This window comes from Streptomyces sp. NPDC042371 (genome assembly GCF_056437465.1).
Window position 1 is genome coordinate 790,190 of sequence record NZ_JBWKAP010000001.1, and the last position, 13,345, is coordinate 803,534.

The following is a 13,345-nucleotide window of genomic DNA, read 5'->3' on the forward strand; positions in this document are numbered from 1 at the left end:
CGACAGCGCCCCAGACGATTACGTCACCGCCTCGGCGCGGGCCCTTCGCCGCCTCGGCGCGGACGGCTCGACACCGCCCGCGCCAGGCCGCTCTCACCCGGTCCGGTAGTCCTGTCCGAGCACTACGGAGACGTCGGCGTTGGCTGCCGTCTTCCCCTTGCGGACCGCGCTCGCGGGCAGGCCCAGGGTCTTGGCGACCTCGGCGGCCTGCGTCTTCTTGTCCGCGTCGGCATAGGTGACCTGCGACGCGGGCTGGGCCGCCGAGCCCGCGCCGCCGTCGATGAAGGTGTAGCCACCGTTGACCAGGGAGACCCGGGCGTCCTGGGTCGCGGCCTTCTTCCCGGAGGCGTTCTTGACGCCGACCCGCACGGCCGCGCCCTTCTCCGGGCTCTTCACCGCGCCGCCGAGGACGTCCTTGACCACGGCCTCGCCCGCGCCGTCGGACAGCGTGCCGTTCTGCTGCACCGGCAGCAGCGTGGTCTTGTAGTCGCCGCCCTTCGCGCGGTCGGCGAGCTTGGCGAGGAAGGCGCCGAGGTCCTTCTCCTCCAGGGAGGGGTCGAGGATCTGGGCGAGCGACTGCACGGTGGTCGTGGCCGCCTGCGGGTCCGACGACAGCTTGCGCAGGACGCCCTGCATGACCGCGCCGAAGCGCTGGAGCTGGTCGGCCTCCGTCTCGCCGGACGCGCGGTAGGTGGCGTACGCGACGGCCATCGGCCCGCTCAGGGTCTGCTGCTCGCCCTTCTTGACGAGGGGCGCCTCGCCCTTCTTGGCCTTGGGGTCGGGCACGTCGGCGTTCGTGTCGACGTCGATGTTGCCGACGAGTTCGACGAGGTTGTTCAGGTACGGGGTGTCCAGCCGCCAGGTGCCCTCGACCTGGGTGCCGAGCACCGTGTCGATCGAGTCGCGGGTGCCGGTCGAGCCGTCGTCGTCGACGGACTTGCCGAGCGTCGTCGGTGTGCCGTCGTCGTCCGAGACGGCGAGGGAGTTCGGCAGCAGGACGGTGGCGCCCCGCTCCGTGGTGGCGTTGTTCACCAGGAGGGCGGTGGAGGTCCCGCCGCCCTTGGTGTTGTGCAGGTGCAGGACGACCACGTCGCGCTTCTGCGGTCCTGTCGCGGCGGCCGCGCCGCCCTTGCCGTCGGACTGGCCGGGCAGCTTGTCCGCGAACCACAGGTAGCCGACGCCGCCCGCGATCACCAGGGCGAGGACCACGACGAGCGCGACGACCCGGGAACGCCCGCGCCGCTTGGCCTCCTCGCGCCGCTCGGTCCGGCTCTCGGTGAACTTCAGCCAGTCGATGACGTCTTCGGATTCCTCGTCCGGCTCCTCGATGAACGAGAACTGCTCGGTCTTGTACTCGCCCGGCTGTTCGCGCCGCGCCCCGCGCTCCGGCGCACGCCGCGCGGGCTCCGGCTGCTGTGGCTGCTGTGGCTGCTGTTGCCGAGGCGGCTGCTGAGGCTCCGGCGCGGCTTCGGGCTGAGGCTGGGGCTCCGGCGCGGGCCGCTGCTGCTGCGGGATCCACCCCGTGTCCTGGGCCGCGGTCGTGCCGTAGGAGGTACTGGTGTGGTCGTAGGAGGCGCCGGTGTTGTCGTACGAGGTTCCGGCGCCGCCGTACGCGCCGTAGGCCCCGTTCTCGTACCCCTGCTGCTGCCCGCCCTGTTGCTGCCCGCCCGCGTACGGGTCATACCCGTACCCCTGGTGCTGCTGCTGGGGCTGCTGATGCTGCTGGGTCTGCTGCTGAGGCACCTGCGGCTGCGGCTGCGTCGGCTGGACCTGCTGGTACACCGGCCGCCCGTACTCGTCGTACCCGACGACCTGGTACTGATCAGCCGCGTACTCGCCCGCATACGGGTCGCTGCCCGCATACGGGTCGTACTGTCGGTCGTTCACCGGTGCCCCTCTCGGCTCATTCGCCGCGGTACAGCTCGCGCTTGTCGATATAACGCACCACGCCGTCGGGCACCAGGTACCAGACCGGGTCTCCCTTGGCGACCCGCGCGCGGCAGTCCGTGGACGAGATGGCCAGGGCGGGCACCTCCACCAGGGAGACGCCGCCCTTGGGCAGTCCGGGGTCGGCCAGCGTGTGGCCCGGCCGGGTGACGCCGATGAAGTGCGCGAGGGAGAACAGCTCTTCCGTGTCCCGCCAGGTGAGGATCTGGCCGAGGGCGTCGGCGCCCGTGATGAAGAAGAGGTCCGTGTCGGGGTTGAGGGCACGCAGATCTCGCAGCGTGTCCGTCGTGTAGGTGGCCCCGCCGCGGTCGATGTCGATGCGGCTGACCGAGAACTGCGGGTTCTCCGCCGTCGCGATGACCGTCATCAGATAGCGGTCCTCGGCGGGCGAGACCTGCTTGTCGCTCTTCTGCCACGGCTGGCCGGTCGGCACGAACACCACCTCGTCGAGGTGGAATTGCGCCGCGACCTCACTGGCCGCCACGAGGTGTCCGTGGTGGATCGGATCAAACGTTCCGCCCATGACGCCCAGGCGGCGCTTGCCGTTGCTCACCGGACCGGTAGGCATGTCCTGCTCTCCCATGCGTGCAGACCCTACCGGCCCGGCGGACGGGCTCTGTTTCAGCGGTCCCGTTCAGCGGTCCCGATTGAAGCGGGTGGTGATCCACAGGAGCACCAGGAGGATGACGAACGCGCCGCCACCGGTGATGAGGGGGCTGAGGCTTTCGTGGTTGCCGCCGTGCTCGCCGCCCTCGGAGGCGAGAGTGACCAGCTGGGCGGCGTTGCTGTGGAGGCTCATCTCAGGCAGGACCTATCCGGAGGTGGGATGGACATAAAGACTTCGGGCCCATCGTAAGCGGGAGGCCCCTTCCGCCTTACGTCGACTCAGCCGTTGCGGTTGTCGGCACCCTCGTCGGCGCTCTTCTCAGCGCTCTTGTCAGCACCCTCGTCGGCGCTCTTGTCGCTGCCGGTGCCAGGACTCGTACCCGTACCCGCACCCGCACCGCTCCCCTGCCGGTAACCGCGCAACAGGAACCAGCCGACCAGTACGCATCCGACGACCATGACGATCAGCACGATCCGCAGCAGATTGCCCGGTCCCTGCTGCTGCGCGGCCTTGGCCGCCTCCGTGAGCCAGTCGGCCCCAGGGTTGTGCTCCATGACGGAAGACTCCTTCTGTGTGCTGCCCTGTCACGGTATCTCCGCCTAGGCTTGGCCCCACCTCGGGGGCACGAGAGGACGAGACATGGGGGATGCGGCATGACCGACGACAACCACCGCGACGGGGACGGCGAGGGCCACGAGCGGGTGCCGAGCCGACAGCGCAGGCGCTTCCCCGGCATCTCGTCGCGGGCCTACGAGCACCCGGCGGACCGCTCGGCCCTGGTGGCCCTGCGCAAGCTCAGCGGCTTCGACACGGTCTTCAAGGCCCTCAGCGGCCTGCTCCCCGAGCGGAGCCTGAGGCTCCTGTTCCTGTCGGACTCCGTGCGCGTGTCCGACGCGCAGTTCGCGCACCTCAACACCATGCTGCGGGACGCCTGTTACATCCTGGACCTGGAGAAGGTCCCGCCGATGTACGTGAACCAGGACCCGAATCCGAACGCGATGTGCATCGGCCTGGACGAGCCGATCATCGTCGTGACGACGGGCCTGGTCGAGCTGCTCGACGAGGAGGAGATGCGGGCGGTCGTCGGCCACGAGGTGGGCCACGCCCTCTCCGGCCACTCCGTCTACCGCACGATCCTGCTGTTCCTGACGAACCTCGCCCTCAAGGTCGCGTGGATCCCGCTCGGCAACGTCGCGATCATGGCGATCGTGACGGCGCTGCGCGAGTGGTTCCGCAAGTCCGAGCTTTCGGCGGACCGGGCGGGCCTGCTGGTCGGGCAGGACCTGAAGGCCTCGATGCGCGGCCTGATGAAACTCGCGGGCGGCAACCACCTGCACGAGATGAACGTGGACGCGTTCCTGGAGCAGGCCGAGGAGTACGAGGCCGGGGGCGACCTGCGCGACTCCGTGCTGAAGATCCTCAACGTCCTGCCGCGCACGCACCCCTTCGCCGCGGTCCGCGCCGCCGAGCTGAAGAAGTGGGCCGAGTCACGCGACTTCCAGCGGATCATGGACGGCCACTACCCCCGCCGGGACGAGGACAAGGACACCTCGGTCTCCGACTCCTTCCGGCAGTCGGCGTCGTCGTACGCCGACAACATGCGCAGCAGCAAGGACCCGCTGATGAAGCTGGTCAACGACCTCGCGGGCGGCGCGGGCGACCTGGGCGGCAAGCTGCGCGGCAGGTTCACCGGGCAGGGCGGCCAGGACAACGGCGGCAGCGCGCCGGAGGACAAGCAGCCGTAGCCGCACGGATCCGGCTCAGGACGCGGAGAGCGAAGGCTGGGCCGACGCCGCGAGCGACCCGCACAGCGGCGTCGCGCCCCCGGTCGCGTACGGATCGGTACCGGCCGGGCCGCCCGCCTTCGCCTTCTCCCCGGCGAGCAGCGGCCGCAGATGGCTCGCCGACTCGGCGGCGCAGGCCAGCGGGCCCGCCTGGGTGACCGAGCTGAGCAGCTCGGCCCGGTGCATCCGCAGGTCGTCCCGGTCGAAGCGGAAGTGCAGCTCGCGGCGGACGGTGAACAGGGACGCCTCGGCCTGCTCGCCGTCGGCGCCCTTGGCGCTCTCGGCGCCGCGCAGCGCGTAGACGAACGTGTGGTCCGAGGTCACTTCGAGGGTGTTCTTGTCGGTCTCGACGATCCGCAGCGTGCCCTCGGTCCTGACCCGCCTGTCGGCGAGCGCGGTGCGCGCCGGGTCGAACCGCACGAGCCAGCCGGTCGCGGCATGCCGCCCGTCGGCCTCCGGGCGGGCGAGGCTCTGGTCGAACTGGGCGTACTGCTCGGGGTCGATGAGGAGGCGTACGTCGCGCGGGGAGCCGCCGCCGAGCACGTCCGGGTCGAGTGCGGACTCCACCAGATAGTCCTTGGCGGTGACCAGCGCCGCCATCACCTGGCTGTCCGAGAAGTGTGAAGTGCGGCGCGCGGGCGGGAGGTTGATGCCTCCCGCGCCCACCCGGAGCTCCGCGGCCGGGCTGTGCGCGTAGAGGTCGGAGACGCTCCTGGAGCCCGGCACGCGGCCCGCCGGGGCGAGGGGCGTCACCGTCATGCGCAGCGGTTCGGGGCGCTTGACCGCCGGGGACTGGTACGGACTGCGCAGGCCCATGTAGATCGCGGTGCCGAAGGCGACCGCTATCAGCACGACGAGTATCAACAGCTGCCGGGAGAGCGTCCGGTGGAGGCCGGGGCGGCGGCGCACGGCGCGCGTGTGGTCGCCCATGCGCTCCTGCGCGGAGAACTCCTGGAGGCGGGCAGCCCGCACGAACGACTCGTCGAAGACCACCGACCGATACTCGTCCTCGCCACCACTGGGAGTGCCCTCGGGTGTCCCCGCGGGTGGATCTCCTGGCCTGCCCATACCTTCAGAGTAGGTCCCCGGGCCGCCAGGTAAACGCCCTGGTACGCGACAAGTTCTGACAATCCCTCACGGCGTGCGCGGCACCGCGGGCACGGCGGACTGGCTGAACTCGGCGGAGACGGAGGGGCTGGGCGACGCCTCCTTGTCGGCGCTCTGCCCGACCTCGGTGGAGGCGGGCGCGGGCACCTGGCCCTGGCCGCCCGACGAGGCACCCCGATAGACGGCGGTGAAGGCGAGGGCGACCATGCCTATGCCCATCAGGAGGGCGAGCATCCAGGCTATGGGGCGATGCCAGCGGACCTGGCCGGGGTGGCGGCCCGGGCGGCCGTACCCCCCGGGCGGGTCGTGTTCGTAGGCGTCGTCGAGGTCGTCGTCGCGGCCGAATTCGGCGCCGTCGTCGGGGCCGAAACCGTCCTCGTACAGCTCGTCGTCCGCCGTGTCGTGGCCCCGGCCACGGGTGCGTGCCCGGCGGGCCTCCGTCTCGGAGGCCTCGGCGCGCGCCTGGGCGGCTGCCAGCAGCCGCTCCACGGCGGTCGGTTCATGGATCTCCGCGGCTCGCACGAAGTCCTCGTCGAAGACCACGGAGGCGAACTCTTCGTCCGCACCCCCGCGGTCGCGGTCGTCGTCGGGCTCCCAGCCGTCAGGGAAAGACGGCGTGCCCCCCACGTCCTCCGGCACCCCTCCAGCCTAGACCCGGAAGGGGCAATTTGGGCAGACGGTAAGGGAATTCAGCGGATGTGACCGTCGCCCGTGACGATGTACTTGGTGGAGGTCAGCTCGGGCAGTCCCATCGGGCCGCGCGCGTGCAGCTTCTGGGTGGAGATGCCGATCTCGGCGCCGAAGCCGAACTGGCCGCCGTCGGTGAAGCGCGTCGAGGCGTTCACGGCGACCGTGGTGGAGTCCACGAGCTGGGTGAAGCGGCGGGCGGCCCGCTGCGAGGTGGTGACGATGGCCTCGGTGTGCCCGGAGGTCCACAGCCGGATGTGCTCGACGGCCTGCTCCAGCGTGTCGACGACGGCGGCCGCGATGTCGTACGAGAGGTACTCGGTCTCCCAGTCCTCGGTGGTCGCGGCGACGACGGTGGCCTTGCTGCCCTCGGCGTAGGTGATGGCGCGCTCGTCCGCGTGGACGGTGACACCGGCCTCGGCGAGGGCGTCCAGGGCGCGCGGCAGGAACGCGTCGGCGATGTCCCGGTGCACGAGCAGGGTCTCGGCGGCGTTGCAGACGCTGGGGCGCTGCGCCTTGGAGTTGATCAGGATGTCCACGGCCATGTCGAGGTCGGCCTCGGCGTCCACGTACACGTGGCAGTTGCCGGTGCCGGTCTCGATGACGGGGACGGTGGACTCCTCGACGACGGTCCTGATCAGCGAGGCGCCGCCGCGCGGGATGAGGACGTCGACGAGGCCGCGGGCGCGCATGAGCTCGCGCACGGAGTCGCGGCTCTCGCCCGGGACGAGCTGGACGGCGTCGGCGGGCAGTCCCGCGCCGTGCACCGCGTCGCGCAGGACGCGCACGAGGGCGGCGTTCGACGCGTACGCCGAGGACGAGCCGCGCAGCAGGACGGCGTTGCCGGACTTCAGGCAGAGGGCGGCCGCGTCCACGGTGACGTTCGGGCGGGCCTCGTAGATGATCCCGACGACGCCGAGGGGGACACGGACCTGGCGCAGGTCGATGCCGTTGGGGAGCGTCGAGCCGCGGACGACCTCGCCGACCGGGTCGGGCAGGGCGGCCACGTCGCGCACGTCGGCGGCGATGGCGCGGACCCGCTCGGGGGTGAGGGTGAGCCGGTCGACGATCGACTCGCTGGTGCCGGCCTCGCGGGCGCGCTCCGTGTCCTTGCCGTTGGCCTCGACGATCTCGGCGGTCCGCACCTCGAGCGCGTCGGCGATCGCGAGCAGCGCGTCGTCCTTGGCGGCACGCGGCTGTGGGGCGAGCGTGGCGGCGGCGCCGCGGGCGCGGTAGGCGGCCTGGGCGACCGGCGAGAGGTTGTCGTAGGGCGAGACGGGAGAGAGCGACGTCATGCCCGCAGGGTAATCCCCGTGCGGGGAGCGTCCACCCGGTATCCCATTCCCCGAGACCGGCTCCGGGGTGTGCCATGGGAGCAAAGGATCGGTGCCCCGCCGGGACGACGGCTCAAAACGGGTGCACGCCGACGGGGGTGGCTGGTAACGGTCCGTACCCCTCCGCGATGCGTTGGTGATATGTGTCGCGGCCGATCACTTCGAGCCCCACGATCTCCCACGGGGGCAGCTGCGCGCTCTGCCGGTGCTCGCCCCACAGCCGCAGCGCGACCGCGGCGGCGTCGTGCAGGTCGCGGGCCTCCTCCCAGTAGCGGATCTCCGCGTGGTCCGGCGCGTACCTGCTGGTGAGCAGAAAGGGATGGTCGTGGGCGAGCTGCTCCAGGCCCCGCCTGACCTCGTCGAGCGGCGCTTCGGCACCCGAGACGCTCAGCGTGACGTGCCAGAGGCGGGGCGTCTCGACCGGCTCGCCCTCCCGGCCCTCGCCCGCGTCGGCCGCGCGTGGCCCGTGCGGATCGCTCTCGTACGCCGTCCCCGCGGCGACGCTCGTCAGCGCCCGCTCAGCCGAGCCGCGGGACGCCGCCCCTGGGCGCACTCGTCTCACGACGGCCTCCTTTACGCAATGGTGTGCCGATACGCAACGGTCATGCAGAACTGTCTTCAACAAAGTTGAGCAGGCCAAGCAGTCCCGCGGGGCGGTTTTGGGGAGTTTCACCTTCCGCGGGGCGGTCGGCCGGGGCCGTGCGCGACGGTTTTCAGCCGGGGCGGGTGAGGCGTATGGGACGGATGGTCCGATGCCACCTGGGGCTTTCCCCCGGGCTATCCGTGCAGCGGGACGAGGTCGTCCCGGTGCACGACCTCCCGCTCGTACGCAGGTCCGAGTTCCCGTGCGAGGTCCCGCGTGGAGCGCCCGATGAGCAACGGGATCTCCTTGGCGTCGAAGTTCACCAGACCGCGCGCCACCGCCCGGCCCCCGGCGTCCCGCAGTTCGACGGGGTCGCCCGCGGTGAACTCCCCCTCGACCGCGGCGATCCCGGCGGGCAGCAGCGACTTGCGCCCCTCGACGACCGCGCGCACCGCGCCCTCGTCCAGGGTGAGGGCGCCCCGCGGCTCGGAGGCGTGCTGCAGCCACAGCAGACGGTCGGCGGAGCGGCGTCCCGTGCGGTGGAAGTACGTCCCGGTGGCGCGGCCCGCGAGGGCGTCGCCCGCCTGGCTCGCGGAGGTCAGGACGACCGGAATGCCCGCGGCCGCGGCGATCCGTGCCGCCTCGACCTTGGTGACCATGCCGCCCGTGCCGACGCCCGCCTTGCCCGCGCTGCCGATCTCGACGTGCGCCATGTCGGCGGGTCCCGTGACCTCGTCGATGCGGGAGGTGCCGGGCTTCGCGGGGTCGCCGTCGTAGAGGCCGTCCACGTCGGAGAGGAGGACGAGGAGGTCGGCGTGGACGAGGTGGGCGACGAGGGCGGCGAGCCGGTCGTTGTCGCCGAAGCGGATCTCGGCGGTGGCCACGGTGTCGTTCTCGTTCACGACCGGCAGCGCGCCCATCGCGAGCAGCTGGTCGAGGGTGCGCGATGCGTTGCGGTGGTGGGCCCTGCGGGCCATGTCGTCGGAGGTGAGGAGCACCTGTCCGACGCGTACGCCGTAGCGCGCGAAGGAGGCCGTGTAGCGGGCCACGAGCAGGCCCTGGCCCACGCTGGCCGCCGCCTGCTGGCGGGCGAGGTCCTTGGGGCGGCGCACCAGGCCGAGCGGGGAGAGGCCCGCGGCGATGGCGCCGGACGAGACGAGCACGATCTCGCGCCTGCCGCCGTCGCGGCTCTTGGCGAGCACGTCGACGAGGGCGTCAACACGGTCCGCGTCCAGGCCCCCCGATGCGGTGGTCAGGGACGACGACCCGACCTTGACGACGACCCGCCGGGCCTCTGCCACTGACTGCCTTGCCGCTGCCACGCTCTTCCCCAAATGATCCCGATGCCCCGGACCTGCGATCCCCGGACCTGCAATCTACGTGAGGCCACGGGCCCGGCGCCTGCCCGTCCCGAGGGGCGGACCGGGGCCGGAGGGGCCTGTGGGGCCGGGCCCCGCGGGAGTGGACGTATTCACGTCAGAGGCGAAAATCGGCCTGGAGGTTCAGTCCCTTTGACCCTTTATCCGGTGATTGACATCACGGAAGATTGCTAGGGAGCCACTGCACGTCATACGGTCAGTGGTCGACTTCCCCCCATTCCCTCTGACACCCCCGCCAGGAGCCCAAGCCCGTGCCCTCTGCCGGACTCGCCCCCCGACGCATCGTGCAGCTGTCCGCGCTGTTCGCGATGTTCGCGCTCTTCGCGACACAGCTCGCGACCGCGCTGATCCCCTACGTCCCGGTGTTCATCGCCGCGGCCGCCGCGAACCTCGCGCTGGACATCTATCTGCAGTACAAGCAGCCGGGCCTCCTCTCCCTCCTTGGCAAGATCCGCTTCGACGTCACGGTGCGCCAGCTCCTGCGCGACATGCTGATCCTGGTCGGCCTGCTGCGCATCGACGGCATCGAGCCGCTGGCCGAGCAGTCGCCGCTGACGATCGCGCTGCTCTCGTTCTACGTCCTGCACTTCGGCTGCCAGGCCGTCGCCGTGCTGGTGCGCCGCACCCGCTCGCTGCCGATCGTCACGCGCAACATCGACACGTCGAAGCTGCACCTGACGGCCGCCCCGCCGCGGATCCTGTCCCGCCGCCAGGCCCACCGCCTGCTGACCTTCTCGGTCCCGACGACGGTCGGCCTGCTGGTCACCGCGGCGACCACCGACGCGTACTGGGGCGGCATCGGGCTCGCCGTCTCCATCCTGCTGATCGGTGGCGGTGCGCTCCACCTCGCCACCTGGCTGCTGCCGAAGAAGCGGGCGCTGCACGACCAGAAGGTCATGGAGTGGCTCGACGAGTGGCTCGCCGACTACAAGCCGACCGTCGCCATGTACTTCTCCGGCGGCACGACGTCCGCGTACCAGGCGAACATGTGGCTCTCCACGCTCTCCGAGCTCGACGGCAAGCCGCTGATCGTGCTGCGCGAGCGCTTCATGGTGCAGAAGATCGACGCGACGGACGTCCCGATCATCTGCTTCCCGAAGGTCGCCACGATGTTCTCGCTGGAGACGTCGACGCTGAAGATGATGCTGCACCCGGCGAACGCCGCGAAGACCTCGCAGGTCCTGCGCATCCCGACGATCAAGCACGCCTTCATCAACCACGGCGAGAGCGACAAGCTCTCCTCCTGCAACCCCTACGCGAAGGCGTACGACGAGGTGTGGGTGGCGGGCCCCGCGGCCCGCGACCGCTACCAGCTCGCGGACATCGGCGTCGAGGACAAGGACGTGGTCGAGGTCGGCCGTCCGCAGCTGTCCCCGATCCGCCCGTACGTCGGCGCGCCCACCGGTGCGTTCACGACCGTTCTGTACGCCCCCACCTGGGAGGGCTGGGACGGCAACCCCGGCAACACCTCGGTGGTCCTTGCGGGCGAGAACATCGTCCGTGAGCTCCTTGCGGACCCGGCCGTGCGCCTCGTCTACAAGCCGCACCCGATGACCGGCTCGCAGAACCCGCTCGCGGGCGCCGCGAACGAGCGCATCAAGGCGATGATCCTCGCCGCCAACACCAAGCGGTCCGGCGACCGCCCGGGCGCCGACGCCGCGGCCGAGCTGGCCGCCCGCGCCGCCGACCTGGACCGGCTGACCGCGCGGAGCTTCCGCAAGAGCGCGGACGAGCAGGAGCGGATGATGCTCCAGGGCGCCCCCGAGGGCGACCAGCAGGCGCAGGTGGCGGCCGCCACGGCCGCGTGGGAGACCGCGTTCTGGGCCTCCTTCCCCGAGTGGGAGCACCAGATCATCACCACCGCGCGCCCCGCGATCTTCAACTGCTTCAACCAGGCCGACCTGCTGATCAGCGATGTCTCCTCGGTCGTCTCCGACTGGCTGAGCAGCGAGAAGCCGTACGCGGTCGCCAACACCGCGGGCATGACGGAGGCGGAGTTCCGCGCGAGCTTCCCGACGGCGTCCGCGGCGACGATCCTGACGCCCGAGGCGGACGGCGTGGCTGCCCTTCTGAAGGCCGTACGCGCCCCGGAGCTCGACTCCCACGCCGAGGCCCGCGCCGGGCTCAAGGAGCACCTCCTGGGCCCCTCCGACCCGCCTTCCCTGGTCCGCTTCAACGCCGCGGCGCTCGCACTGAGCGCCCAGGCCGACGAGCGCCGTGCCCGCATGGCCTCCCGCGTCGACGCGGACATCCCGGGCCAGCGCGTCGCTGAGGAAGCGGCGGAGGAGACGGAGCAGGACCCGACGGAGTCGAACGGCGCGGAGGACACGGTCACCGCGTGACCGCCTGAAGACGCCTGAGCGCGCCTGTAGCGAACGAGAAGGGCCCCGGAGCTTGATAGCTCCGGGGCCCTTCTCGTCGGCTTCGGCCAGCGGTTCCAGCAGCGAGTGCTAGAAGGGCTTGAAGTCGTCGTACTCCCGCTGCGCCTCGTCCCGCTCCGCGTCGCGGTCCCTGCGGCGCTGCGCGGCCGGGCGGGGCGCTTCGAGGCGGTGGTCCTCGCCACGGCGTCCCAGCATCTCCGCGCCCGCCATCATGGTCGGCTCCCAGTCGAAGACGACCGCGTTCTCCTCGGGGCCGATGGCGACGCCGTCGCCGTTGCGGGCGCCCGCCTTCATCAACGATTCCTCGACGCCGAGGCGGCTGAGACGGTCCGCGAGGTAGCCGACGGCCTCGTCGTTGTTGAAGTCGGTCTGGCGCACCCAGCGCTCCGGCTTCTCGCCGCGCACGCGGTACAGCGGCTCGCCGTCGGCGTCCTCGCGGGTGACCGTGAAGCCGCTGTCGTCCACGGCCTTGGGGCGGATGACGATGCGGGTCGCCTCCTCCTTCGGCTTCGCGGCACGCGCCTCGCCGACCAGCTCGGCGAGGGCGAAGGAGAGCTCCTTGAGGCCCTTGTGCGCGACGGCCGACACCTCGAAGACGCGGTAGCCGCGCTCCTCCAGGTCGGGCCTGACCAGGTCGGCGAGGTCCTGTCCGTCCGGCACGTCGATCTTGTTCAGGACGACCATGCGCGGCCGGTTCTCCAGGCCCGCGCCGTACTCCCGCAGCTCGGCCTCGATGACGTCGAGGTCGGAGACGGGGTCGCGGTCGGACTCCAGGGTCGCCGTGTCGAGCACGTGCACGAGCACGCTGCAGCGCTCGACGTGCCGCAGGAACTCCAGGCCGAGGCCGCGGCCCTGGCTGGCGCCCGGGATGAGGCCGGGCACGTCGGCGACGGTGTAGACGGTCGACCCCGCGGTCACCACACCGAGGTTGGGGACGAGGGTCGTGAACGGGTAGTCCGCGATCTTCGGCTTCGCCGCGCTCAGCACGGAGATCAGCGAGGACTTGCCCGCGCTCGGGTACCCCACCAGGGCCACGTCGGCGACGGTCTTGAGCTCGAGGACGACGTCCCGCTCCTCGCCCGGCACACCGAGCAGCGCGAAGCCGGGGGCCTTGCGGCGGGCGGAGGCCAGCGCCGCGTTGCCGAGGCCGCCGCGGCCGCCCTGGCCCGCGACGAAGGTGGTGCCTTGGCCGACCAGGTCCGCGAGGACGTTGCCGTCCTTGTCAAGGACGACCGTGCCGTCCGGGACGGGCAGGACCAGGTCCTGGCCGTCCTTGCCGGAGCGGTTGTCACCGGCGCCGGGCTGGCCGTTGGTGGCCTTGCGGTGCGGGCTGTGGTGGTAGTCGAGGAGCGTGGTGACGTCCTGGTCGACGACCAGGATCACGTCACCGCCGCGGCCGCCGTTCCCGCCGTCGGGACCGCCGAGCGGCTTGAACTTCTCACGGTGGACGGAGGCACAGCCGTGGCCCCCGTTACCCGCGGCGGCGTGCAGCTCGACGCGGTCCACGAAGGTGGTCATGGTTCGGTGCCTCCAGAA

General features: G+C 71.4%; 12 protein-coding genes. 2 read left to right on the forward strand and 10 right to left on the reverse strand.

Going from position 1 to position 13,345, the window contains the following annotated elements:
• Positions 1–93 precede the first annotated feature (93 nt).
• The 4 genes from AC068B_RS03510 to AC068B_RS03525 form a co-directional block, all read right to left on the reverse strand.
• Positions 94–1,887, reverse strand: a complete 1,794-nt coding sequence (locus AC068B_RS03510; RefSeq protein ID WP_478668709.1) for an LCP family protein — start codon at positions 1,885–1,887, stop codon at positions 94–96.
• A gap of 16 nt (positions 1,888–1,903) precedes the next feature.
• The gene (gene nadD, locus AC068B_RS03515) at positions 1,904–2,530 is read right to left on the reverse strand and encodes a nicotinate-nucleotide adenylyltransferase (protein ID WP_356262450.1); all 627 of its coding nucleotides are present in this window, start codon (positions 2,528–2,530) and stop codon (positions 1,904–1,906) included.
• A gap of 51 nt (positions 2,531–2,581) precedes the next feature.
• Positions 2,582–2,746, reverse strand: a complete 165-nt coding sequence (locus AC068B_RS03520) for a hypothetical protein (RefSeq protein WP_478668711.1) — start codon at positions 2,744–2,746, stop codon at positions 2,582–2,584.
• 86 nt (positions 2,747–2,832) lie between these two features.
• Positions 2,833–3,108 carry a hypothetical protein gene (locus AC068B_RS03525; protein ID WP_478669296.1) on the reverse strand — a complete coding sequence of 92 codons (276 nt, stop codon included), beginning with the start codon at positions 3,106–3,108 and terminating at the stop codon, positions 2,833–2,835.
• A 99-nt stretch (positions 3,109–3,207) separates the two neighbouring features.
• On the opposite strand from AC068B_RS03525, the gene AC068B_RS03530 reads away from it, so the two are divergent.
• Positions 3,208–4,299 (forward strand): M48 family metallopeptidase, encoded by a 1,092-nt coding sequence (locus AC068B_RS03530; RefSeq protein WP_478668713.1) that lies wholly within the window; start codon positions 3,208–3,210, stop codon positions 4,297–4,299.
• Positions 4,300–4,314: 15 nt separating this feature from the next.
• On the opposite strand, the gene AC068B_RS03535 is transcribed toward AC068B_RS03530, so the two are convergent.
• From AC068B_RS03535 to proB, 5 genes are all read right to left on the reverse strand, one after another.
• Positions 4,315–5,406: an SCO2583 family membrane protein gene (locus AC068B_RS03535; RefSeq protein ID WP_478668714.1), complete on the reverse strand. Its 1,092-nt coding sequence runs from the start codon at positions 5,404–5,406 to the stop codon at positions 4,315–4,317.
• 66 nt (positions 5,407–5,472) lie between these two features.
• Positions 5,473–6,084, reverse strand: a complete 612-nt coding sequence (locus AC068B_RS03540) for an SCO2584 family spore wall biosynthesis protein (protein WP_356262459.1) — start codon at positions 6,082–6,084, stop codon at positions 5,473–5,475.
• Positions 6,085–6,134: 50 nt separating this feature from the next.
• Positions 6,135–7,427: a glutamate-5-semialdehyde dehydrogenase gene (locus AC068B_RS03545; RefSeq protein WP_478668716.1), complete on the reverse strand. Its 1,293-nt coding sequence runs from the start codon at positions 7,425–7,427 to the stop codon at positions 6,135–6,137.
• A gap of 112 nt (positions 7,428–7,539) precedes the next feature.
• Complete coding sequence (locus AC068B_RS03550) at positions 7,540–8,019, reverse strand: hypothetical protein (protein ID WP_478669235.1); 480 nt, start codon at positions 8,017–8,019, stop codon at positions 7,540–7,542.
• Positions 8,020–8,243: 224 nt separating this feature from the next.
• Complete coding sequence (gene proB, locus AC068B_RS03555) at positions 8,244–9,350, reverse strand: glutamate 5-kinase (protein WP_478668717.1); 1,107 nt, start codon at positions 9,348–9,350, stop codon at positions 8,244–8,246.
• Between the two features lie 329 nt (positions 9,351–9,679).
• On the opposite strand from proB, the gene AC068B_RS03560 reads away from it, so the two are divergent.
• Positions 9,680–11,770 (forward strand): hypothetical protein, encoded by a 2,091-nt coding sequence (locus AC068B_RS03560; RefSeq protein WP_478668718.1) that lies wholly within the window; start codon positions 9,680–9,682, stop codon positions 11,768–11,770.
• Between the two features lie 108 nt (positions 11,771–11,878).
• On the opposite strand, the gene obgE is transcribed toward AC068B_RS03560, so the two are convergent.
• Positions 11,879–13,327 (reverse strand): GTPase ObgE, encoded by a 1,449-nt coding sequence (gene obgE, locus AC068B_RS03565; protein WP_468562384.1) that lies wholly within the window; start codon positions 13,325–13,327, stop codon positions 11,879–11,881.
• Positions 13,328–13,345 lie beyond the last annotated feature (18 nt).

What these genes read in the sequence shown, in the direction of transcription:
- AC068B_RS03535 (WP_478668714.1), bottom strand. Translation starts at nt 5,406, where the DNA reads ATGGGCAGGCCAGGAGATCCACCCGCGGGGACACCCGAGGGCACTCCC.
- AC068B_RS03520 (WP_478668711.1), bottom strand. Translation starts at nt 2,746, where the DNA reads ATGAGCCTCCACAGCAACGCCGCCCAGCTGGTCACTCTCGCCTCCGAG.
- AC068B_RS03525 (WP_478669296.1), bottom strand. Translation starts at nt 3,108, where the DNA reads ATGGAGCACAACCCTGGGGCCGACTGGCTCACGGAGGCGGCCAAGGCC.
- nadD (WP_356262450.1), bottom strand. Translation starts at nt 2,530, where the DNA reads ATGGGAGAGCAGGACATGCCTACCGGTCCGGTGAGCAACGGCAAGCGC.
- obgE (WP_468562384.1), bottom strand. Translation starts at nt 13,327, where the DNA reads ATGACCACCTTCGTGGACCGCGTCGAGCTGCACGCCGCCGCGGGTAAC.
- AC068B_RS03545 (WP_478668716.1), bottom strand. Translation starts at nt 7,427, where the DNA reads ATGACGTCGCTCTCTCCCGTCTCGCCCTACGACAACCTCTCGCCGGTC.
- AC068B_RS03530 (WP_478668713.1), top strand. Translation starts at nt 3,208, where the DNA reads ATGACCGACGACAACCACCGCGACGGGGACGGCGAGGGCCACGAGCGG.